The following is a 21,691-nucleotide window of genomic DNA, read 5'->3' as shown; positions in this document are numbered from 1 at the left end:
CGCAACCGCTATTCCCGGCAAGGCCGCCGGTAAGCGCCCACGTGCGCCGACGTGCGCCGACGTGCGCCGCGTCGCTCGTCGCCAGAGCGCAGGCGAGCGAACGCTCGGCGGGACGGCGAGCCTGTAGAAACTGCTCTCGCTTAAAACGAAAGTTTCAACGCGGCGGCGCTTCAATGCGAATCGCGCTTCGCTCCGGTCGAATCGTCGGGCGTGGCGGCGAGGAACGGCTCCAGCCCGAACAGCCACGCGAAACAGAAGGCGACCCGTGTCAGCATGCGCATCGGCGGTTGTGACAGAGGCGCGGTCGCCTCATCCAGCGACGCGCCCGGCGCGGGCTGAGGTTCGGTTAAATCGGCGGTGGTCTGGTCGGAGCGCATGGTAGTTCTCGTTATTGGATTAGTGTGGAAGCCGACCTACTGCAAACGACATGCCACTCACGCCAGACCGAATACTCCCGTCTGTCAGATCAGACTACCGACGCGCCGCGGCAGGCTCTGTGCGCTTGCACGCGAATAGAGGGAAAAGAGCGAACGATCGGGTGGAGATCTTTAGACGAAAAGCTGAGCCGGCGGGCGCGGGTTGCCGGGGGCACCGCGAAGAGAAGAAAAGAAGGATGCGCAATTGCCGCGGATCACGTGCGGCGCGTAGAACACGGAGCTCGCCAAAACAAAAAGGGTTCCGAAAAATCGGAACCCTTCTATTGATACTTTGGTGGGCCGGGTGGGATTCGAACCCACGATGTCCTTTCGGAGGCGGATTATGAGTCCGCTGCCTGCAACCAACACGGCGTCCAGCCCACGAAGAAAAAGACCCGGTCATAAAGGCCGGGCCCGTTTCATCGATTGGCCGACATACTACACGAAAAAGGGGTCTCCGCAACCGCCTCGCTCGCGCGAAACGACCGGGAGGCCCCTTTGATCGCATCATTTGCGGCCAGCCGCAGCTACCGCGCTCAACTTCCTTCGAGGAACGACTTCAGCTTGTCGGAACGGCTCGGGTGACGCAGCTTGCGCAGCGCCTTCGCCTCGATCTGACGAATCCGCTCGCGCGTCACGTCGAACTGCTTGCCGACCTCTTCGAGCGTGTGATCGGTGCTCATCTCGATCCCGAAGCGCATCCGCAGCACCTTCGCCTCGCGCGGCGTCAGCGAGTCGAGCACGTCCTTCACGACGTCGCGCATGCTGGCGTGCAACGCGGCGTCGGCCGGCGCGACCGTGTTGTTGTCTTCGATGAAGTCGCCCAGATGCGAATCGTCGTCGTCGCCGATCGGTGTTTCCATCGAGATCGGTTCCTTCGCGATCTTCATGATCTTGCGGATCTTGTCCTCGGGCATCTCCATCTTTTCGGCCAGCGTTGCCGGATCCGGCTCGAGACCGGTTTCCTGCAAAATCTGACGCGAGATGCGGTTCATCTTGTTGATCGTCTCGATCATATGAACCGGAATCCGGATCGTGCGCGCCTGGTCGGCGATCGAACGCGTAATGGCCTGACGAATCCACCACGTCGCATACGTGGAGAACTTGTAGCCGCGCCGGTATTCGAATTTGTCCACCGCCTTCATCAGGCCGATGTTGCCTTCCTGGATCAGGTCGAGGAACTGCAAGCCGCGATTCGTGTACTTCTTCGCGATCGAAATCACCAGACGCAGGTTCGCCTCGGTCATCTCGCGCTTCGCCTGACGCGCCTTCAGCTCGCCGGCCGCCATCTGCCGGTTGGTCTCCTTCAGGTCCTTCAGCGGCAGCACCACGCGCGCCTGCAGATCGAGCAGACGCTGCTGCTGTTCGCGGATCGCGGGGATGTTACGCGTGAGGATCGCGCTATACGCATGGCCTTCGGCAACGATCTTATCGGCCCATTCCAGGTCGGTTTCGCTACCGGGGAAACGCGCGATGAATTCCGCGCGCGGCATCCCGCACTTGTCGACCACCGTATGCAGAATCTGCCGCTCGACCTGGCGTACTTCATCGACCTGCGCGCGCAGCGTGTCGCACAGACGCTCGACGGTACGCGCGGTGAAGCGGATCGACATCAGCTCGTTCTGGATCGTTTCCTGAGCCTTCAGATAGGACTTGGACTTGTAACCTTCCTTCTCGAACGCGCGCCGCATCTTGTCGAACCATTCGCTGATCAGCGCGAATTTTTCGAGCGACGCGCGCCGCAGCGCTTCGAGCTGCGCGGCGTTGGCCGTCGCTTGCGCGGCGCCATCGTCTTCTTCCTCGTCCTCTTCGTCCTCTTCCTCGGCTTCCTCGTCTTCGTTTTCGATCGCTTCGGCTTCCTGCGCGGAGAAGCCGTCGGCGTCTTCCGCGTCGGCGTCGATCAGGCCGTCGACGAGTTCGTCGATACGTATTTCGTCATTCGCGACGCGCTCGGCCATCGCGAGGATGTCGGCGATCGTGGTCGGGCAGGCCGAGATGGCCATCACCATGTGCTTGAGGCCGTCTTCGATCCGCTTCGCGATTTCGATTTCGCCTTCGCGCGTGAGCAGCTCGACCGTACCCATCTCGCGCATGTACATGCGCACGGGGTCGGTGGTGCGGCCGAATTCGGAGTCGACGGTCGAGAGCGCGACTTCCGCTTCCTCTTCGACTTCGTCGTCCGACGAAGCCGCGGGTGCGTTGTCGTTGAGCAGCAGCGTTTCGGCATCCGGGGCCTGTTCGTAGACCGCGACGCCCATGTCGTTGAACGTGCTGATGATGCCTTCGATCGCCTCGGTCTCGGTGAAGTTGTCCGGCAGGTGATCGTTGATTTCAGCGTAGGTGAGGAAGCCGCGCTCCTTGCCGAGCTTGATCAGCGCGCGCAGTTTGGAGCGGCGTTCTTCGAGTTCCTCGACGGTGCCGGGCTGCGACGACGCGAATGCATCCTTCAGCAGCGCCTTTTCCTTTGCACGACGGTCGCGAGCCTTGACCTTCTCCGTCTTGCCCGGAGCGGCGGCGGCGGTTTCTTCGGCCTGGGTTGCATCGTCTTCGACAGATACTTCGTTCAGCTTTTTCGTCATGGAGTTCGCTGTACCAGCTGTAGTCTCGACCCCCGGCTGTTGAACAACAGCCGGTTGAACCGTGGATACTGGAGTCACGCGCGCTACCGCACCTTCCTCAACGGCAGCCGCTTCCCTTGCGCTTCTGACACCTGACCGCTTCGCGGCCGACGGTGCTACCGCTTTCGCCGCCCGGACCGAGGCAGCCTGCGCGGCCGCAGTCGTCGACGACTTCTTCCCGGCAGCCGGGGCGACATTGACGGCAGACGATCTTCGGGCGGATACAGTCAGCTTGGCTTCGGTAATTTTTCCGCTGCGCTCTTTAGCGCGTGAGCCCGTTGTCTGATTTCCGCCTGTAGTCTTTGCCATCGCATCGCCTTTTCGCCTTTGCTAGGAAAACCCTTGAAAAACAAACCGCTACAAACCTTTTATTCTACCACCCGGGTTTTTTGACCTCTCCGTTACAGCCCGAGCTGACGCTTCATGTCAGCCCGCTTCCGATTGAGCTCCGACAACTCCGCGAACTCTTCCGGCGTATGCCGGGATTGTCTCGACAAATGCTCGAGACGCTCGCAATAAGCGTCGTACCGCATCTTCAGAATCGCGGCTTTCAATTCCTCGCCAACGATCCGTTCCTGCTCGCGCCGCTCCTCGATAACGGTCGCATCCTGCGGGTCTTTCAGCAGCAAATCCCGGACGTTTTCATCATAGTCTAGAATTTTGCGAAAGATTTCCTCGAAAGTTGGGGCGTTCGCGCCATTTCGCAAGAGATCGGACAACAGCTGGAACTCCGCCGATTCGCCCAGTGCGCGCGCGTGCGTGGTCACCTCGGCGAACAGTTCGGCGTGGCGCGTTACGGTAACCAGCGCCTCTTCGGCCTCCTCGTCGAGCATCGCGACCGTGCGCGGATGCATCACCAGATTGCGCAGCGTCTTTTCCTCGATCCCGGTCACACTGCGGCGGTCCTTGCGGGCCGGCGCCTCGCGCGCCGCCGCGGCGATCCGCGCATCGACTTCGCACAGCGCCGCGACTTCGGTGAACGGCACGTCGAGCCGGTCCGCGAACATATGCATGATCTGCGCGCGCAGCGCATTGGCCGGCAGCGCCTGCAACAACGGCTTCGCGTCGAACAGCGCGCGCGCCTTGCCTTCCGGCTGATCCAGCTCCTTGCCGGTCAACACCTCGTTGAGCATGAACTGCGACAGCGGCATCGCGCGTTCGACCTGGGTCGCGAACGCCTCGGTGCCGAACTCGCGCACGTAGCTGTCCGGATCGTGCTCGGACGGCAGGAACAGGAAGCGGATCGTGCGGTTGTCGGCGGCATGCGGCAGACAGGCGTCGAGCGCGCGGCGTGCGGCGCGGCGGCCGGCCGAATCGCCGTCGAAACTGAAGATGACCGTGTCGGTCTGGCGCATCAGTTTCTGCACATGAATCGGCGTGCAGGCGGTGCCGAGCGTCGCGACAGCATTCTGAAAGCCAAGTTGCGCGAGCGCGACCACGTCCATATAGCCTTCGACGACCAGCACGTAGTGCTGCTCGCGAATCGCCAGACGGGCCTCGAACAGCCCGTACAACTCGCTGCCCTTGTTGAATAGCGGGGTTTCGGGCGAATTCAGATACTTCGGCTCGCCGCCGTCGAGCACGCGGCCGCCGAACCCGATCACCTGCCCCTTCACGTTGCGGATCGGGAACATGATCCGCTCGCGGAAGCGGTCGTAGCGGCGGTTCTGCCCCTGCGCGTCGGACTTTTCGCTGACGATCACGAGACCCGCTTCGACCAGCGCGTCGTCGCGATAGTTGGGAAATGCGGTCTCGAGGTTCTGCCAGCCGTCCGGCGCATAGCCGAGGCCGAAGCGCGCGGCGATCTCGCCGGTCAAGCCGCGCTTTTTCAGGTATTGGATCGCGCCCGGCGCGCTGCGCAGCTGCTTGCGGTAGTAGTCGCAGGCAGTCTGCATCAGGTCGGACAGCGCGGTGGTGACGGCCTTCGACGCCGCCGGCGCATAGCCGCCGGAGCCGCCGCCCCCGCCTCCGCCTCCGCCGCCATAACCGGGCGAAGGCTCGCGCGGCACAGTCAGGCCGACCGATTGCGCAAGCTCGGTGACCGCTTCGGGAAACGACATGCCCACGTGCTCCATCAGGAACCCGATGGCGGTGCCATGCGCGCCGCAGCCGAAGCAGTGATAAAACTGTTTAGTCGGACTAACCGTAAACGAAGGGCTCTTCTCGTTGTGAAACGGACAGAGCCCCATCAGGTTCGCGCCGCCCTTTTTCAACTGCACGAACCGGCCGACCACGTCGACGATATCGACGCGGTTGAGCAGGTCCTGCAGGAATGACGGTGGGATCACAGTAGATGACGCTGCCAGGAAAGCTTCAAAATCCAGGCCCGGAAACCGGGCTCGACACTGCAAGCGGGCCGCGCGCGCGTTGCCTTCGACGACGCGGCGCGCGCAGCCCGGACCAGGGCTCGCGGCTTACTTCGCGAGCGCGGCCTTGACCTGCGCGGAGACGGCGGTCATGTCGGCGCGGCCGGCGAGCTTCGGCTTCAGCACGCCCATCACCTTGCCCATGTCCTGCGGACCGGCCGCGCCGGTTTGCGCAACCGCGGCCTGCACTTCGGCGACGATTTCCGCGTCCGACATCTGCTCCGGCATGTAGGCGGACAGAATCGCCAGTTCGGCCTTTTCCTTGTCCGCGAGGTCCGTGCGGCCGGCGGCTTCGAACTGGCTGATCGAATCCTTGCGCTGCTTGATCATCTTGTCGACCACAGCGGTCACGCTGGCGTCGTCGAGCGTGATGCGCTCATCGACTTCGCGCTGCTTGATCGCGGCGAGCAGCAGGCGGATCGTGCCGAGACGCTCGGTTTCGCGCGCCCGCATCGCAGCTTTCATATCGTCGTTGATCCGGTCCTTGAGACTCATCACTCACCTGTATTACGTTGAAAAATTGAAAAACCGGCGGGTCGGCGGCGGCATGCCGCGGCATCAACACAAAAACCCGCTTGGGACAGCTTCCTCAAGCGGGTTGGCGCAATGTGCGTAGTGGATGCAACCCTGCCGGCTGGCCCGATGGGCCGGGTTTTCCGCGACGGCACCGATCGTGCCGCCAGCGGTATCGAGGTTGCCGCGGCGCTCGTTCAAGCGAAAGGGCAGCAACGCCAGAATCAATCAGTAGAGCTTTTTCGGCAGCATCTGGCCACGCAGACGCTTGAAATGACGCTTCACCGCCGCTGCTTTCTTGCGCTTGCGTTCGGCGGTGGGTTTCTCGTAAAACTCGCGAGCGCGAAGTTCCGTCAGCAAACCGTTTTTCTCCATGGTGCGCTTGAATCTGCGCATGGCCACTTCGAACGGCTCATTATCTTTTACGCGGATGGTCGTCATTTTTCAATAACGGAACTTTGTAAAGGTTGATGAGTATAGCAGAGCTTTCTCACAAAGCCACCGCGCCGTCAAGCCCCCCGCGCATAGTCGGCGGCGGCTTCGCCGGCCGCGACGCCCGACGCCCACGCCCACTGAAAGTTGTAGCCGCCGAGCCAGCCGGTGACGTCGACCGCCTCGCCGATGAAGTAGAGGCCGGGCACGCGCGAACTCATCATCGTCGTCGACGACAGGCCGCGCGTGTCGACGCCGCCGCGCGTCACTTCCGCCTTGCGATAGCCTTCGGTGCCGTTCGGGGTGAGCGTCCAGCGCGACAGCGCCTCACCGATGCGGCGCAGCGTCTTGTCCGGTAAATCGGCGAGCCGCGCGTCGGCGGGCACCTGATGGGTGTCGAGCCAGGCGTGCGCGAGCCGTTGCGGAACCCACTCGGACAGCAGATTGGCGATCTGCCGCTTGGTGCTGCTTTTGGCCTCGATCAGATCGGCCGCCGCGTCGCGTTCCGGCAGCAGGTTGATATGGATCGGTTCGCCCGGCTGCCAGTAGCTCGAAATCTGCAGCACGCCGGGGCCCGACAGACCGCGATGCGTGAGCAGCAGGTCTTCGGTGAATTCGGCGCCGGTCCTCTTGTTGCCGGTCGACAGCTGCACTTCGAGCGACACCCCCGAGAGCGCCGCGAACGGCTCCCAGTCCGCGGGCGCGAAGGTCAGCGGCACCAGCGCCGGACGCGTGTCGATCAGCTTGTGGCCGAACTGTTTGGCGAGCCGGTACGCGAAGTCGGTCGCGCCGATCTTCGGGATCGACAGGCCGCCGGTGGCGACCACCAGCGCGCGGGCCGCGATCGTCCCGGCCGAGGTGCCGAGCGTGAACTGGCCCTGGCCGTCCTGGCCCACTTCTTCCACTCCTAGCGGCGTCCGCCACGCGACGCGCCCCTCATCGCATTCGCGCTTGAGCACGTCGATGATCGCGTCGCTCGACTGGTCGCAGAACAGTTGGCCTTTGTGCTTCTCATGCCACGTGACGCGGTGCTGCTTCAGCAGCGACATGAAGTCGCGCGGCGTGTAGCGCGCGAGCGCTGAACGGCAGAAATGCGGATTCGCCGACAGATAGTTCGCCGGCCCCGCGTACAGATTCGTGAAGTTGCAGCGGCCGCCGCCGGAAATGCGGATTTTTTCCGCGAGCCGCTGTGAGTGGTCGATCAGCACGACGCGCCGGCCGAGTTGCCCGGCCACGGCCGCGCACATCATGCCGGCCGCGCCCGCGCCGATTACCGCGATATCGAAGGATTCCATGGGGCCGCATTGTACCTGCGGGGCCTCGCCGGCAGAGGGGGCGGCCGGCGGCCGTTGCCCCGCGCTGCTATACTTTCAGGCTTACCTTTCACTTTCGGGCGCGCGTTCGCGCGTCCGGCTCAAGCGACTCATCATGCTCGTTCTCGGCCTCGAAAGCTCCTGCGACGAAACCGGTCTCGCGCTCTACGACACGGAGCGCGGCCTGCTCGCGCACGCGCTGCATTCGCAGATTGCGATGCACCGGGAGTATGGCGGCGTGGTGCCGGAACTGGCTTCGCGCGACCATATCCGCCGCGCGCTGCCGCTGCTCGAAGAGGTGATGGAGCGCGCAGGCGTCGCGCGTAGCGACATCGACGCGATCGCGTACACCCAGGGCCCGGGGCTCGCGGGCGCGCTGCTGGTCGGCGCGAGCGTCGCCAATTCGCTGGCGATGGCGTGGAACAAGCCGACCATCGGCATCCACCATCTCGAAGGGCATCTGCTGTCGCCGCTGCTCGTCGATGAACCGCCGCCGTTCCCGTTCGTCGCGCTGCTAGTGTCCGGCGGCCATACGCAGCTGATGCGCGTGACCGACGTCGGCGTCTACGAGACGCTCGGCGAAACGCTCGACGACGCCGCCGGCGAAGCATTCGACAAAACCGCCAAGCTGCTCGGCCTCGGCTACCCGGGCGGGCCGGAAGTGTCACGGATGGCCGAATTCGGCACCCCCGGCGCAGTCGTGCTGCCGCGCCCGATGCTGCATTCCGGCGACCTCGACTTCAGCTTCAGCGGCCTGAAGACCGCGGTGCTGACAAACGCGAACAAGCTCGGCGGCGCGAACATCTGCGAGCAGTCGAAGGCCGATCTGGCGCGCGGTTTCGTCGATGCAGCGGTTGAAGTGCTGGCGGCCAAGTCGCTCGCGGCGCTCAAGCGCACGAAGCTGAACCGGCTGGTAGTGGCGGGCGGCGTCGGCGCGAACCGGCAGTTGCGCGAAGCGCTGTCCGCGGCCGCGCAGAAGCGCAATTTCTTCGTGCACTATCCCGACCTGTCGCTGTGCACGGACAACGGCGCGATGATCGCGCTGGCCGGCGCGCTGCGTCTGCAACGCTGGCCCGAGCAGGCCGGCAACGACTACGCGTTCACGGTGAAGCCGCGCTGGGATTTGAGCTCGCTCGCGCACTGAGCCGAACCTGAACTGCGGGATCTCCGCACACGCAACACGAAAAAAAGCCGCTTCAAAAAGCGGCTTTTTTCATACTTCGAAGCGATGCGCGACGACCACCCGGTCCGCGCATCGACGGCACGCCCTTTAAGCGACCCGCTTATCCCGCTCGATCACCGCATACGCGCTGTGATTGTGGATCGACTCGAAGTTCTCGGCTTCGAGCACATAAGCGACCACGCGCTCATCCGCGTTCAGACGCTGCGCGACATCGCGCACGAGGTCTTCGACGAACTTCGGATTCTCATACGCGCGCTCGGTCACGAACTTCTCGTCCGGCCGCTTGAGCAGGCCCCACAGTTCGCACGACGCCTCTTCCTCGGCGATCCGCACCAGTTCTTCGACCGCGACCTCGCCGTTCAACTCGGCATTGATCGTCACGTGCGAGCGCTGGTTGTGCGCGCCGTACTGGGAGATCTTCTTCGAGCACGGGCACAGGCTCGTGACCGGCACCAGCACCTTCAGGAACAGCCGCGTCGCACCGTTGCGGGTGTCGCCGCTCAGCGTCACTTCGTAGTCGAGCAGGCTTTGCACGCCCGACACCGGCGCGGTCTTGTTCACGAAGTACGGGAACGACACTTCGATCCGACCCGCCTCGGCCTCGAGCTTTTCGAGCATCGTCGTGAGCATCGTGCGGAAGGTGGCCGCGTCGAGCGGCGTCTTGTTCTCTTCGAGCAACGCGACGAAACGCGACATGTGGGTGCCCTTCTGCTCGGCCGGCAGATGCACGTCGAGGCTCCAGGTACCGACGGTCGGCTGCACGTCGCCGGCCTGAGTGCGTACCGTCAACGGATGCCGCACGCCCTTCACGCCGACGCGCTGGATCGGGATCTGGCGGGTATCGGGCGTGCTTTGCACGTCGGGCATCACAAAGGCGGGATTCATCTGATTCATTCTTTTGTCCTTTCTGGAAAGCGCCGGGCGGCCTTCGTTTGGTTGTATCTGCAAGCGTCGCTCAGCGACGGCTTCGAGGCGCCCAGCGGCCGTGCGGATCAGTACGCGCAACGGCGAACGCCGGCTTTCGCCGGCGTTGGGTGACGGGTCGCAACGCCCGTCCGTTCAAACTGGAGATTGCCGCGGCCACCGTCGCATGACGGCGGCACCGGCGCTACGACCAGCGATAGCGCGCTTACGCGACGCGCTTCACCGACGATTGACCGCCGACCGCGCCGCTCGCGAGGAAGCGTTCGCGGATCGACCGGGCGATACCCGCTGCGTCGAGACCGCACGCGGCGAGCAGCTTGGCCGGGTCCCCGTGATCGATGAACCGGTCGGGGAGGCCCAATTGTAGTACGGGTCGCATAACCCCACTCTCGAGCAGGGCTTCGACGCAGGCCGAACCCGCGCCGCCCATGATGCAGCCTTCTTCGACGGTGACGATCGCGTCGTGGGTTTCGGCGAGCTGACGCACGAGGTCGGCGTCGAGCGGCTTCACGAAGCGCATGTTCGCGACGGTGGCGTCGAGTTGCTCGGCGGCCGCCAGCGACGGCGCGACCATCGTGCCGAACGCCAGAATCGCGATCCGCTTGCCGGCCGGCTGCGAGGTCTCGCGACGCACTTCGCCCTTGCCGATCGGCAACGCGCTCATCTGCTTGACCGTCGCGACACCGGTGCCCGCGCCGCGCGGATAACGCACCGCGGTCGGGTTCGGCTGCTGGAGCGCCGTGTACAGCATCTGCCGGCACTCGTTTTCGTCCGACGGCGCCATCACGGTCATGTTCGGGATGCAGCGCATGAACGCGAGGTCGTACGCACCAGCGTGAGTCGCGCCGTCCGCGCCGACGAGGCCCGCGCGGTCGATTGCGAACACGACCGGCAGGTTTTGCAGCGCGACGTCGTGGATCAACTGGTCATACGCTCGTTGCAGGAACGTCGAGTAGATCGCGACGACCGGCTTCATGCCGTCCGCGGCGAGACCGCCCGCGAACGTCACCGCGTGCTGCTCGGCGATGCCGACGTCGAAGTAGCGATCCGGGAAGCGCTTCTCGAACTCGACCATACCCGAGCCTTCGCGCATTGCCGGCGTAATGCCGACCACGCGCGAATCGAGTTCGGCCGCATCGCACAGCCATTCGCCGAACACCTGCGTGTAGGTCTTCTTCGACGGCGTTGCCGCCGGCTTGATGCCCTCGGCCGGATTGAACTTGCCCGGGCCGTGGTACAGCACCGGATCGGCCTCGGCCAGCTTGTAACCCTGGCCTTTCTTCGTGACCACGTGCAGGAATTGCGGGCCGCGCAGTTCCTTGATGTTCTGCAGCGTCGGGATCAGCGAGTCGAGGTCATGACCGTCGATCGGGCCGATGTAGTTGAAGCCGAACTCTTCGAACAGCGTAGCCGGCACGATCATGCCCTTCGCGTGCTCTTCGAGCTTGCGGGCGAGATCGAGCATCGGCGGCGCGACGCGCAGCACGCGTTCGACGCCGGCGCGCGCCGCCGCGTAGAAGCGACCCGACATCAGACGCGCGAGATGGCGATTCAGCGCGCCGACCGGCGGCGAGATCGACATGTCGTTGTCGTTGAGGATCACCAGCAGCGGCACGTCGTCTTCGACGCCCGCGTTGTTCATCGCCTCGAAGGCCATGCCGGCCGTCATCGCGCCGTCGCCGATCACGGCGATGCCCATGCGGTTATCGCCCTGCAGCTTGCTCGCGACCGCCATGCCGAGCGCGGCCGAGATCGACGTGCTCGAGTGCGCGGTGCCGAACGTGTCGTATTCGGATTCGTCGCGTTTCGGGAAGCCCGAGATGCCGCCCAGCTGACGCAGCGTGTGCATCTGGTCGCGGCGGCCGGTCAGGATCTTGTGCGGATAGGTTTGATGGCCCACGTCCCAGACGATGCGGTCGTGCGGCGTGTCGAACACATAGTGCAGAGCAATGGTCAACTCGACCGTGCCGAGGTTGGACGAGAGATGGCCGCCCGTCTGCGACACGCTGTCGAGCACAAAGGCGCGCAACTCGTCGGCAAGCGGTTGCAATTGGCGGCGATCGAGGCGGCGCAGGGCTGCCGGGTCGTCGATGGTTTTCAGCAAGTCGTACATCGTCGTTCCATTGTAGGAAAACTTACGCGCCCGCACTTCATACATGCACCCCGGGGATGGAAGGTGCGCGGCGGCGGGCTTTCGCGTTCAGCTGACCCGGTTCACCACCAGGTCGGCCAGTTCGGCAAGGCGCTGTGCGCGCGCGCCGAACGGCGCGAGCGCGGCGTGGGCGTCGCTGCGCAGTTGCGCGGCGAGCGCGCGCGACGCGTCGAGCCCGATAATCGACACGTAGGTCGGCTTGCCGTCCTTCGCGTCTTTGCCGGCGGTCTTGCCGAGCGTCGCGGAATCGGTCGTGACGTCGAGAATGTCGTCGACGACCTGAAACGCGAGGCCGACCGCGGCGGAATATGCGTCGAGCGAACGCAGCGCGTCCGCGTCCGGCGTGTCGCCGGCCAGCGCGCCCATGCGCACGGCCGCGCGCAGCAGCGCGCCGGTTTTCATCCGGTGCATGGTTTCGAGTTGCGGGCGCGTCAGCGTATGGCCGACGCTCGCCAGATCGATCGCCTGGCCGCCGCACATGCCGAGCGAGCCGCTCGCGAACGCGAGTTCGCGCACCAGCGACGCCTGTTGCTGCGGCGCGAGCACGTCCGAAGTCAGCACGACGAATGCCTGTGACTGCAGCGCATCGCCGACCAGCAGCGCGGTCGCTTCGTCATATTTGACGTGGACCGTCGGCTTGCCGCGGCGCAGTTCGTCGTCGTCCATGCACGGCATGTCGTCGTGCACGAGCGAATACACGTGGATCATTTCCAGCGCCGCCGCCGCCGCGTCGAGGCACTCGGCGCGCGCGCCGGTCAGCTCGCCGGCCGCATGGCACAGCAGCGGCCGCACGCGCTTGCCGCCGCCGAGCACTGCATAGCGCATCGCTTCATGCAGTTTGGCGGGTTCCGTGGTCTCGGCCGGCAGGTAGTTTTCCAGCGCCGTTTCGACGCGTTCGAGTACCGAGCGCGTCCATTGTTCGAATGTCATAGGTCGTCCCCGCTTTCAGTCGCGGCTGTGCCTGCGGTATTCATGGGCAACGGCTTGAGCGTCTCGCCATCCAGCACGCGCACCTGCTGCTCGACTTTCTCGAGCTGCTGTTGACAGAATGCGACAAGTGCCGCGCCGCGACGATACGCGGCCAGCGATTCCTCGAGGCTCAGGCTGCCGCCTTCCATGCGCGCGACGAGCTCTTCCAGCTCCGCCTGCGCAGCCTCGTAATTCTCCGGCAGCGGCGCGCTGTCGCCACATTCGGCTGACGCGGCGGCGGAATCTTTCGATGCGGTCTTCGCCATGAATAGTCGCAAAATTAAAACAAGTCGGACATTCTACGGCAAAAGCGCCAGGTTCGACCCGCTCGCGACCCTGCGCCCCGCCGTGCCTCCCCGTTTCCACCTTTTGCTCCGCTCGCTTTTGCAGCGCTTCGACCCGAAAGTCTCGCAGAAAAAAATCCGAGGGTCTGCGGCGAAAATGCCGAACTTTCTCGACATTTTTGACCCAAATCAGTCACTTAAGCGCCCCAGCAGTGGGGAAACAGGTATAATCGCCGGTTCCCTAAATCGAATCTATCGATGGTTGGGTTGTTCACTGCTTTCACGTCTTCACGGGAGTGGGAATGTCCAATCTGAGCAATGCATTGCAGTTGCGGTCTGTCCACAGCCAGCTGCCAGTCACGGCTTACTTTGACGAAGCGCTTCTTACGCGCGAAATCGACACCCTTTTCAAGAAAGGTCCTCGCTACGTCGGCCACGATCTCATGGTGCCCGACGCGGGGGATTATTTTGCCTTGCCCAGCGAACGCGAGGGGCGGGTGCTCGTCCGCAACCAGCAGTCGCAGGTCGAACTGCTGTCGAACGTCTGCCGCCATCGCCAGGCCATCATGCTCAACGGCCGCGGCCAGACGCAGAACATCGTCTGTCCGTTGCATCGTTGGACCTATGACCTGAAGGGCGAACTGCTCGGCGCTCCGCATTTTGCGGACAACCCGTGTCTGAATCTCGGCGCGACGCCGCTGCAGAACTGGCAGGGCCTGCTGTTCGAGGCACAGGGCCGCGATGTCGCGAAAGATCTCGCCCGCCTCGGTCCGAGCCGCCATTTCGACTTTTCGGGCTTCATGTTCGATCACGTCGAAGTCCACGAGTGCAACTACAACTGGAAGACCTTCATCGAGGTCTATCTGGAGGACTATCACGTCGCGCCGTTCCATCCGGGCCTCGGCAGCTTCGTCAATTGCGACGATCTGACGTGGGAGTTCGGCGACTGGTACAGCGTGCAGACGGTCGGCGTGCACAAGGCGCTCGAACAGCCGGGCAGCCCGACCTACCGCAAGTGGCACGACGAAGTGCTGCGCTTCCGCGGCGGCAACCCGCCCGAGTTCGGCGCGATCTGGATGGTGTACTACCCGGGCATCATGATCGAGTGGTATCCGCACGTGCTGGTCGTGTCGTGGCTGATTCCGCGCGGTCCGCAGCAAACCACCAACGTGGTGGAGTTCTATTACCCCGAGGAAATCGCGCTGTTCGAACGCGACTTCGTCGAAGCCGAGCGCGCCGCCTATATGGAAACGGCCCGCGAAGACGATGAAATCGCCGAGCGCATGGACGCCGGCCGGCTCGCACTGATGGAGCGCGGCGAGTCGCAGGTCGGTCCGTATCAGAGCCCGATGGAAGACGGCATGCAGCACTTCCACGAGTTTCTGCGCCGCGAACTCGGCACGATCTGAGCCGCGTCGCGTGACGCTGCAAGCAACACAAGGAAAGACGGGCTGCGGCCCGTCTTTTTTTGTTTAGACTACCCACATAGACCGGCCACCCGCCCGCCGCAGCGAAACGCGCAGCCGGAGCCGCCATCGCTTGCATCGAGGAGACATCATGCCCCATACCCACTACACCACTCTGATCTCCGCGACCAATCTGGCCGAGCGGCTCGCCGCCGCGCCGGGCAGCGTCTTCGTGATCGACTGCCGGTTCGATCTCACCGATACCGAAGCGGGCGAAAAAGCCTATCTGGCCGGCCATCTGCCGGGCGCGCATTATCTGCATCTCGATCGCGATCTGTCCGGGCCGAAGACCGGTTCGAACGGCCGGCATCCGTTGCCGGAGCGCGCGCGGCTCGTCGAAACGCTCGAATCGCGCGGGCTCAAGCAGGGTCAGCAGGTCGTCGCCTACGACGCGCAAGGCGGCATGTACGCGGCGCGGATCTGGTGGCTATTGCGCTGGCTCGGCCACGACGCGGTCGCGCTGCTCGACGGCGGACTGCAGGCCTGGCAAGCCGCCGGTCAGCCGTTGACGCAGGACGCGCCCGCGCAGAATACCGGCGACTTCAAGGCAGGCGCGCCGCTCGCGGTCACCGTCGATGCACAGACGGTCGAGCGCAATCTCGGCACGAAGGAACGCGTGGTCGTGGATGCGCGCGCGGCCGATCGCTATCGCGGCGAGAACGAGACGCTCGATCGCGTCGGCGGCCATATCCCCGGCGCGCTGAATCGCTTCTTCAAGGACAACCTGACCGCCGACGGCCGCTTCAAGTCTGCCCATACGCTGCGCGAGGAATTCCACGCGCTGCTCGGCGACACGCCGCCCGAGCACGTGGTGCTGCAATGCGGCTCGGGCGTGACCGCCTGTGTCAATTCGCTCGCGATGGAAATTGCCGGCCTGCACGGCTCCGCGCTGTACGCTGGCTCGTGGAGCGAATGGAGTTCGGATTCGAAGCGGCCGGTCGCGACAGGGCCGAATCCTTAAGCCTTGAAGCCCCTAAGAGCGCCGGCCGCGTGCGTCACGCGACCCCGTGCTGCTTGAACCACACCAGCGCGCGACGCCAGCCATCCTCCGCATCGGCCTTCCGGTAGCTCGGCCGGTAGTCGGCGAAGAACGCGTGGCCCGCATCGTCGTAGACGACGAACTGCGAGCCGCGTCCCGCCGCCGGCCCCTGGGCGATCGCCTGCTTCATCTGCTCGAGTGTGTCCTGCGGAATGCTCTGGTCCTGGCGCCCGTACATCCCGAGCACCGGCGCATGCAGATTAGCGACGAGATCGATCGGATTGGCCGGCGTGTTCTCGGTTTTCGCGCCCGTCACGCGGCCGTACCACGCTGCGCCCGCCTTCACGCGCGGATTGTGCTCCGCGTATAGCCACGCGATCCGCCCACCCCAGCAGAAGCCGTTCACGCCGAGCCGGTTCAGGTCGCCGCCGTTCGCGCCCGCCCACGCGGCGGCCGCGTCGAGATCGGCCAGCACCTGCTGGTCGGGCACCTTGCTGACCAGTTGCTCGTTCAACTGCTGCATGCTCGTGTACACGGTCGGATCGCCCTGCCGCTCGTACAGGTCCGGCGCGATCGCCAGATAACCCTGCTTCGCGAAGCGCCGGCACACGTCGGCGATATGCTCGTGCACGCCGAAGATTTCGTGCACGACGAGGATCACCGGCAGATCGGTCTTGCCCTTCGGTTGCGCGCGATAGGCCGGCACCAGCGTGCCGCCAGACTGAAACGCGACTTCGCCGGCTTCGAGGCCGTCGCTGTCGGTGTGGATGGTCTGCGCCGAGACCGGCAGCACGGCCGCGGCGAAGCCGGTGCCGAGCGCGGCCTTGATGAAGGTACGGCGGTCGAACGGAACGTGCGGGATCAGGCTGTCGATTTCGGGTTTCAGCATGCGGCGCTCCTCGGTTGGTTGATCGGATGCAACAGGATACGCGCAGAGCGCATCCTGTTGCAGATTCGACCGTGGAGAAAGCCGGTGCCCGTCAGTGCAGCTTGACGCGCGGCAGCGTGGTGCGGCGCAGCCAGTGCGCGAACGTGTCGAGCACCATGCGCGGATAGCCGTGCAGCGCGGCGATGTGCAGCCGGTACAGCGACATGTACATGAAGCGCGCGAACAGCCCTTCGATCAGCATGTTGCCGCCGATCACCCCGCCCATCAGATTGCCGACCGCGCTGAAGTGGCCAAGCGACACCAGCGAGCCGAAGTCGCGATAGGTGAATTCCGGCAGCGGCCGGTTGTCGAGCCGCGCCGCCAGCGCCTTCAGCAAAAAGGTGGCCTGCTGGTGCGCGGCCTGCGCGCGCGGCGGCACGTTGCGCTCGTTGCCCGGCCACTGGCAGGCGGCGCAATCGCCGAGCGCGAAGATGTTGTCGTCGATTTCCGTTTGCAGCGTGCGGCGCACGGACAGCTGGCCGAGCCGGTTGACCGGCAGCCCGTCGAGCTGCCCCAGCACCGCCGGCGCCTTGATGCCGGCCGCCCACACCGTCAGATCGGCGCGCACCGTGTGACCGCTCGCGGTACGGATGAAGCCGGGTGCGACCTCCGCCACGGTTTCGCCGATCATCAGCTTCACGCCGAGCTTGGTCAGCAATTCGGCGGTAGCTGTAGAGACACGCTCCTGCAGCGCCGGCAGAATCCGCGGCCCCGCCTCGATCAACACGATGCCGACGTCATGCCGCGGGTCGAGCTTGTGCAAGCCGTACGCGGACAACACCTGCGCGGTATTGCGCAATTCCGCCGACAACTCGACGCCGGTCGCGCCGCCGCCGACGATCGCCACCTGAATGCGCGGTTCACTGGTGCTCCAGGTGCCGGGGCCCGGTCGCGATTCGACCGGCTCGTGCGCCTGGTGCTCGGCGCGCATGCAGGCCGCGATCAGGCGTTTGCGGAAACGCTCGGCCTGGCCGACGGTATCGAGTGCAATGGAGAATTCGGCCGCGCCCTGGACGCCGAAGAAGGCCGTGGTACTGCCGATCGCGATGACCAGCGTGTCGTACTCGAGCACGCGCTCGGGCAGCAGTTCCGCGCCGTCGTCGTCGAGCACGGTGCCCAGCGTGATGCGGCGGCTCGCGCGGTCGAGCCCGGTCAGCTCGCCCTGCTGGAACTCGAAGCCGTGCCAGCGCGCCTGCGCCGCGTATTCGAGCTCCTGCGTGAACGGGTCCATGCTGCCGGCCGCCACCTCGTGCAGCAGCGGCTTCCAGATGTGGGTCGGATTGCGGTCGACCAGCGTGACGAGGGCCTTCGCATCCTTGCCCTTCCTGCCGGCGCCGTAGCGATCGCCGAGACGAGTCGCCAGTTCCAGCCCGCCCGCACCTCCGCCAACGACGATAAATCGATGCATTGCACTTCTCCGTGTAGCCGATGAATTATGCGTCGCAACGCCGCGCACGAAGGCGCCGTTCCGCACCGATTGTCCTCGACCCACACGGGTAGCCACAAGTCGCCAAAACCCATGTGTGACATGCGCACGACGTTATCGCGCGCGTGTCATCGCAATGTCAATGCGCCTCTTCCCAATTCAGTCCGGCGCCGACCTCGGCGACCAGCGGCACTTTCAGCGCGGCCACGCCGCACATCAGTTCGGGCAGACGCTTGCGCACTTCCGACAATTCGGCGTCCGGCACTTCGAGAATCAGTTCATCGTGCACCTGCATGATCATGCGCGTGCCGATCTTCGAATCTTCGATCCACTTCTGCACCGCGATCATTGACAGCTTGATCAGGTCGGCGGCCGTACCCTGCATCGGCGCGTTGATTGCCGCGCGTTCGGCGGCCTGGCGACGCGGCCCGTTGCCGCCGTTGATTTCCGGCAGCCACAGACGGCGGCCGAATACGGTCTCGACGTAACCCTTCGCCTTCGCGCTCAAACGCGTCTCGTCCATATAACGCGCGACGCCCGGATAACGCGCGAAATAACGGTCGATATACATCTTCGCCGCGTCGCGCGTGATGCCGAGGTTCGCCGCGAGGCCGAACGCGCTCATCCCGTAGATCAGGCCGAAGTTGATGACTTTCGCGACGCGCCGTTGATCGTTCGACACTTCGAGCGGCGTCACGCTGAAAATCTCCGAAGCCGTCGCGCGGTGAATGTCCTCGCCTTGCGCGAACGCGCGCATCAGCGATTCGTCGCCGGAGATGTGCGCCATGATGCGTAGTTCGATCTGCGAATAATCGGCGGACACCAGCTTGTGTCCCGGCGGCGCGATGAACGCCTCGCGAATCCGGCGGCCTTCGCCGGTACGCACCGGAATGTTCTGCAGGTTCGGATCGTTCGACGCGAGCCGCCCGGTCACCGCAACCGCCTGCGCATAGTTCGTGTGCACGCGGCCGGTCTGCGCATTGACCATGCGCGGCAGCTTGTCGGTATAGGTGGACTTCAGCTTCGACAGGCCGCGATGCTCGAGCAGGATCTTCGGCAGCGGATAGTCTTCGGCGAGCTTTTGCAGCACTTCTTCGTCGGTGGACGGTGCGCCGCTCGGCGTCTTCTTGACGACCGGCAATTGCAGCTTCTCGAAGAAGATCTGACCGATCTGCTTCGGAGAACCAAGATTGAATTCGCCGCCAGCCAGTTCGTACGCCTGACCTTCGAGTTCGATCAGCCGCGTGGCGATCTCGCTGCTTTGCTGACGCAGCTTGTCCGCGTCGATCAGCACGCCGGTGCGCTCCATCTTGCGCAGCACGCGCGAGGTCGGCACTTCGATCGCGCTATACACGTGCTCCAGCGTCTTTTCCGCTGCGATCTGCGGGTACAGCGCCTGATGCAGACGCAGCGTGATGTCGGCGTCTTCGGCCGCGTATTCGGCGGCCTGCTCCAGCGCGACTTCGTCGAAGCCAATCTGTTGCGCGCCCTTGCCGCAAATCTCTTCGTACTTGATCGTCTTCACGCCGAGATGGCGCAGCGCGAGGCTGTCCATGTCGTGCGTGCGATGCGATTCGAGCACGTACGATTCGAGCAGCGTGTCGTGCTGCACGCCGCGCATCTCGATGCCGTAATTCGCGAGCACCTGTTCGTCGTACTTCATATGCTGGCCGACCTTCTTGCGCTCGTCGCTTTCGAGCCACGGCTTGAGCTTCGCGAGCACTTCGTCGCGCGGCAGTTGCACCGGCGCGTCCGGGCCGCGATGCGCGAGCGGCACGTAGGCCGCGCGGCCCGCTTCGACGGAAAGCGACAGGCCGACGATCTGCGCGGTCATCGGATCGAGCGAGGTGGTCTCGGTATCGAACGAGGTCAGCTCGGCCGCGTTGATTTTCTCGAGCCACGCGTCGAACTGCTCCCACGTCTGCACGGTGTCGTAGTGACGTTCGTGGTCCACCGTCAACGCGGGCGGCACGTCCGTTTCCGGGCCTTCGACCGCATCGGCAATTTCGACTTCACGCAGCCACGTCTTGAAGCCGTTGCGCGTAAAGACGTCGCGCAGTTCTTCGCGCGACTCGGGCCGGCTTTGCAGGCTTTCTTCGATCGACACGATATGACCGGTCAGATCGCACTGACGCTCGACGGTCACGAGCTTGCGCGCCATCGGCAGGAAGTCGAGCGCGCGGCGCAGGTTCTCGCCGACCGCGCCCTTGATCTCGCTCGCATGTTCGACGATGCCGTCGAGCGAGTCGTATTGCGTGAGCCATTTGAGCGCGGTTTTCGGTCCGCACTTGTCGACGCCCGGCACGTTGTCGACGGTATCGCCGATCAGCGACAGATAATCGACGATGCGTTCCGGCGGCACGCCGAACTTCGCGATTACGCCTTCGCGATCGAGCGTTTCGTTGGTCATCGTGTTGACCAGCGAAACGCGATCCGATACGAGCTGCGCGAGGTCTTTGTCGCCGGTCGACACCACCACGTTCATGCCGAGCTTTTCGGCTTGCGTGCACAGCGTGCCGATCACGTCGTCGGCTTCGACGCGTTCGATCATCAGCAGCGGCCAGCCGAGCGCGCGCACCGCGACGTGAATCGGTTCGATCTGACGCGACAGATCTTCCGGCATCGACGGGCGATTCGCCTTGTAGTCCGGATACCAGTCGTCACGAAATGTTTTGCCCTTGGCGTCGAACACGCACGCGCTATACTCTGCGGTAACTTCCTTGCGCATGCGCCGGAGCATGTTGATCATCCCGTAGAGCGCACCCGTCGGGCTACTGTCGGGGCCGCGCAGATCAGGCATCGCATGGTAGGCCCGGTATAGATAACTCGAACCGTCGACCAACAGCAGGGTCTTACCTTCAAGGCTTCGTTCTTCAGGCATTATGACTAAGAGAAAAGTGATTCCGAGTCTGCGATCGCTCGCAGATCAAGAGCGCGCAACGGCCAAAAAAGCCCGCGCATCGTGGCAGATGTTCACGATTATGGCAGAGTTTATCGAGGCGACCGAGTACCTGTCGGAGATTCGCCCGGCTGTCAGCATCTACGGTTCGGCGCGTCTGAAACCCAACACGCCGTACTACAAACTGGCCACGCAGATCGCTCGCAAACTGTCCGACGCGGGCTTAGCGGTGATCTCCGGCGGCGGCCCCGGCATCATGGAAGCGGCCAACAAAGGCGCGCATGCGGGCAAGGCGCCGTCGGTCGGTCTGAACATCGAACTGCCGCACGAGCAATCGGGCAACCAGTGGCAGGACATCTCGCTGCGCTTCCGTCATTTCTTCACGCGCAAAGTCACGTTCGTGAAGAACTCGGACGCGGTCATCGTGATGCCTGGCGGCTTCGGCACGCTCGACGAACTCGCGGAAGTTCTCACGCTGATCCAGACCAAGAAATCGCGTCACGTACCGATCATTCTGGTCGGCGCCGAGTTCTGGGAAGGACTGCTCGCGTGGTTCAAGAGCTCGCTGATTCCGATGGGCCTGATCAATCCGACCGACATCGATCTGATGCAGGTGATCGACGATCCGGACCAGGTGCTCGAAGCGGTGCTGAAGTTCTATGAAGATCGCGAGGAAGGCGACCAGCATCCGGTGAAGTCGGACGAGGACCGGATGTTCTATCTGTAACGTGCTGTGCTGAACACCGCATTGCGCGAATCGAAGCGGGCAGCCTCTGAGCTGCCCGCTTTCGTTTTGAAGGCCAGTTTGCGATGCGCTTACGGT

General features: G+C 64.2%; 17 protein-coding genes and 1 tRNA gene. 4 read left to right on the top strand and 14 right to left on the bottom strand.

Annotated elements, in window-relative coordinates:
- Window positions 1-170 precede the first annotated feature (170 nt).
- The 7 genes from BTH42_RS30730 to BTH42_RS30700 form a co-directional block, all read right to left on the bottom strand.
- Window positions 171-377: a hypothetical protein gene (locus BTH42_RS30730; protein ID WP_075304947.1), complete on the bottom strand. Its 207-nt coding sequence runs from the start codon at window positions 375-377 to the stop codon at window positions 171-173.
- Between the two features lie 332 nt (window positions 378-709).
- A tRNA-Ile gene (locus BTH42_RS30725) sits at window positions 710-797 on the bottom strand.
- A 155-nt stretch (window positions 798-952) separates the two neighbouring features.
- Complete coding sequence (gene rpoD / locus BTH42_RS30720) at window positions 953-3,343, bottom strand: RNA polymerase sigma factor RpoD (RefSeq protein ID WP_075304946.1); 2,391 nt, start codon at window positions 3,341-3,343, stop codon at window positions 953-955.
- Window positions 3,344-3,435: 92 nt separating this feature from the next.
- Complete coding sequence (dnaG, locus tag BTH42_RS30715; RefSeq protein ID WP_075304945.1) at window positions 3,436-5,322, bottom strand: DNA primase; 1,887 nt, start codon at window positions 5,320-5,322, stop codon at window positions 3,436-3,438.
- A 126-nt stretch (window positions 5,323-5,448) separates the two neighbouring features.
- Window positions 5,449-5,895 (bottom strand): GatB/YqeY domain-containing protein, encoded by a 447-nt coding sequence (locus BTH42_RS30710; RefSeq protein ID WP_075304944.1) that lies wholly within the window; start codon window positions 5,893-5,895, stop codon window positions 5,449-5,451.
- Between the two features lie 246 nt (window positions 5,896-6,141).
- Window positions 6,142-6,354: a 30S ribosomal protein S21 gene (rpsU, locus tag BTH42_RS30705; protein ID WP_008919901.1), complete on the bottom strand. Its 213-nt coding sequence runs from the start codon at window positions 6,352-6,354 to the stop codon at window positions 6,142-6,144.
- A 68-nt stretch (window positions 6,355-6,422) separates the two neighbouring features.
- Window positions 6,423-7,640 carry an NAD(P)/FAD-dependent oxidoreductase gene (locus BTH42_RS30700; RefSeq protein WP_075304943.1) on the bottom strand — a complete coding sequence of 406 codons (1,218 nt, stop codon included), beginning with the start codon at window positions 7,638-7,640 and terminating at the stop codon, window positions 6,423-6,425.
- A 133-nt stretch (window positions 7,641-7,773) separates the two neighbouring features.
- On the opposite strand from BTH42_RS30700, the gene tsaD reads away from it, so the two are divergent.
- Window positions 7,774-8,802, top strand: a complete 1,029-nt coding sequence (gene tsaD / locus BTH42_RS30695) for a tRNA (adenosine(37)-N6)-threonylcarbamoyltransferase complex transferase subunit TsaD (protein WP_075304942.1) — start codon at window positions 7,774-7,776, stop codon at window positions 8,800-8,802.
- Between the two features lie 126 nt (window positions 8,803-8,928).
- Here tsaD and folE2 read toward each other — a convergent pair whose 3' ends face one another.
- The 4 genes from folE2 to BTH42_RS30675 form a co-directional block, all read right to left on the bottom strand.
- On the bottom strand, window positions 8,929-9,735 hold the full coding sequence (folE2, locus tag BTH42_RS30690; RefSeq protein ID WP_075304941.1) for a GTP cyclohydrolase FolE2: 807 nt from the start codon (window positions 9,733-9,735) through the stop codon (window positions 8,929-8,931).
- 235 nt (window positions 9,736-9,970) lie between these two features.
- Window positions 9,971-11,878: a 1-deoxy-D-xylulose-5-phosphate synthase gene (gene dxs / locus BTH42_RS30685; RefSeq protein WP_075304940.1), complete on the bottom strand. Its 1,908-nt coding sequence runs from the start codon at window positions 11,876-11,878 to the stop codon at window positions 9,971-9,973.
- Window positions 11,879-11,965: 87 nt separating this feature from the next.
- Complete coding sequence (locus tag BTH42_RS30680; RefSeq protein WP_075304939.1) at window positions 11,966-12,847, bottom strand: polyprenyl synthetase family protein; 882 nt, start codon at window positions 12,845-12,847, stop codon at window positions 11,966-11,968.
- The gene (locus BTH42_RS30675; RefSeq protein ID WP_075304938.1) at window positions 12,844-13,152 is read right to left on the bottom strand and encodes an exodeoxyribonuclease VII small subunit; all 309 of its coding nucleotides are present in this window, start codon (window positions 13,150-13,152) and stop codon (window positions 12,844-12,846) included. Before BTH42_RS30675 ends, BTH42_RS30680 begins: the two co-directional genes overlap by 4 nt.
- A 320-nt stretch (window positions 13,153-13,472) precedes the next feature.
- Between BTH42_RS30675 and BTH42_RS30670 the strand changes: the two genes are divergently transcribed.
- Both BTH42_RS30670 and BTH42_RS30665 read left to right on the top strand, forming a co-directional pair.
- Window positions 13,473-14,579 (top strand): aromatic ring-hydroxylating dioxygenase subunit alpha, encoded by a 1,107-nt coding sequence (locus BTH42_RS30670; protein ID WP_075304937.1) that lies wholly within the window; start codon window positions 13,473-13,475, stop codon window positions 14,577-14,579.
- Between the two features lie 148 nt (window positions 14,580-14,727).
- A complete protein-coding gene (locus tag BTH42_RS30665) occupies window positions 14,728-15,597 on the top strand; it encodes a sulfurtransferase (RefSeq protein WP_075304936.1) in 870 nt (289 codons plus the stop codon).
- A 34-nt stretch (window positions 15,598-15,631) separates the two neighbouring features.
- Here BTH42_RS30665 and BTH42_RS30660 read toward each other — a convergent pair whose 3' ends face one another.
- The 3 genes from BTH42_RS30660 to polA form a co-directional block, all read right to left on the bottom strand.
- Complete coding sequence (locus BTH42_RS30660) at window positions 15,632-16,504, bottom strand: dienelactone hydrolase family protein (RefSeq protein WP_075304935.1); 873 nt, start codon at window positions 16,502-16,504, stop codon at window positions 15,632-15,634.
- A gap of 91 nt (window positions 16,505-16,595) precedes the next feature.
- On the bottom strand, window positions 16,596-17,951 hold the full coding sequence (locus BTH42_RS30655) for an NAD(P)/FAD-dependent oxidoreductase (RefSeq protein WP_075304934.1): 1,356 nt from the start codon (window positions 17,949-17,951) through the stop codon (window positions 16,596-16,598).
- A gap of 157 nt (window positions 17,952-18,108) precedes the next feature.
- Window positions 18,109-20,850, bottom strand: a complete 2,742-nt coding sequence (polA, locus tag BTH42_RS30650) for a DNA polymerase I (protein ID WP_075304933.1) — start codon at window positions 20,848-20,850, stop codon at window positions 18,109-18,111.
- Between the two features lies 1 nt (window position 20,851).
- Here polA and BTH42_RS30645 point away from each other — a divergent pair, with 1 nt between their 5' ends.
- Window positions 20,852-21,595, top strand: coding sequence for a TIGR00730 family Rossman fold protein (locus BTH42_RS30645; RefSeq protein WP_075304932.1), 744 nt, complete (start codon window positions 20,852-20,854; stop codon window positions 21,593-21,595).
- The last annotated feature ends 96 nt before the right edge of the window (window positions 21,596-21,691 follow it).

Origin of the sequence: Burkholderia sp. SRS-W-2-2016, assembly GCF_001931485.1 — a bacterium.
Taxonomy (GTDB): domain Bacteria; phylum Pseudomonadota; class Gammaproteobacteria; order Burkholderiales; family Burkholderiaceae; genus Paraburkholderia.
This window is presented reverse-complemented; position numbering and strand designations above follow the sequence as displayed.

What these genes read in the sequence shown, in the direction of transcription:
- BTH42_RS30730 (WP_075304947.1), bottom strand. Translation starts at nt 377, where the DNA reads ATGCGCTCCGACCAGACCACCGCCGATTTAACCGAACCTCAGCCCGCG.
- rpoD (WP_075304946.1), bottom strand. Translation starts at nt 3,343, where the DNA reads ATGGCAAAGACTACAGGCGGAAATCAGACAACGGGCTCACGCGCTAAA.
- BTH42_RS30710 (WP_075304944.1), bottom strand. Translation starts at nt 5,895, where the DNA reads ATGAGTCTCAAGGACCGGATCAACGACGATATGAAAGCTGCGATGCGG.
- rpsU (WP_008919901.1), bottom strand. Translation starts at nt 6,354, where the DNA reads ATGACGACCATCCGCGTAAAAGATAATGAGCCGTTCGAAGTGGCCATG.
- BTH42_RS30700 (WP_075304943.1), bottom strand. Translation starts at nt 7,640, where the DNA reads ATGGAATCCTTCGATATCGCGGTAATCGGCGCGGGCGCGGCCGGCATG.
- tsaD (WP_075304942.1), top strand. Translation starts at nt 7,774, where the DNA reads ATGCTCGTTCTCGGCCTCGAAAGCTCCTGCGACGAAACCGGTCTCGCG.
- folE2 (WP_075304941.1), bottom strand. Translation starts at nt 9,735, where the DNA reads ATGAATCAGATGAATCCCGCCTTTGTGATGCCCGACGTGCAAAGCACG.
- dxs (WP_075304940.1), bottom strand. Translation starts at nt 11,878, where the DNA reads ATGTACGACTTGCTGAAAACCATCGACGACCCGGCAGCCCTGCGCCGC.
- BTH42_RS30680 (WP_075304939.1), bottom strand. Translation starts at nt 12,847, where the DNA reads ATGACATTCGAACAATGGACGCGCTCGGTACTCGAACGCGTCGAAACG.
- BTH42_RS30675 (WP_075304938.1), bottom strand. Translation starts at nt 13,152, where the DNA reads ATGGCGAAGACCGCATCGAAAGATTCCGCCGCCGCGTCAGCCGAATGT.
- BTH42_RS30670 (WP_075304937.1), top strand. Translation starts at nt 13,473, where the DNA reads ATGTCCAATCTGAGCAATGCATTGCAGTTGCGGTCTGTCCACAGCCAG.
- BTH42_RS30665 (WP_075304936.1), top strand. Translation starts at nt 14,728, where the DNA reads ATGCCCCATACCCACTACACCACTCTGATCTCCGCGACCAATCTGGCC.
- BTH42_RS30660 (WP_075304935.1), bottom strand. Translation starts at nt 16,504, where the DNA reads ATGCTGAAACCCGAAATCGACAGCCTGATCCCGCACGTTCCGTTCGAC.
- BTH42_RS30655 (WP_075304934.1), bottom strand. Translation starts at nt 17,951, where the DNA reads ATGCATCGATTTATCGTCGTTGGCGGAGGTGCGGGCGGGCTGGAACTG.
- polA (WP_075304933.1), bottom strand. Translation starts at nt 20,850, where the DNA reads ATGCCTGAAGAACGAAGCCTTGAAGGTAAGACCCTGCTGTTGGTCGAC.
- BTH42_RS30645 (WP_075304932.1), top strand. Translation starts at nt 20,852, where the DNA reads ATGACTAAGAGAAAAGTGATTCCGAGTCTGCGATCGCTCGCAGATCAA.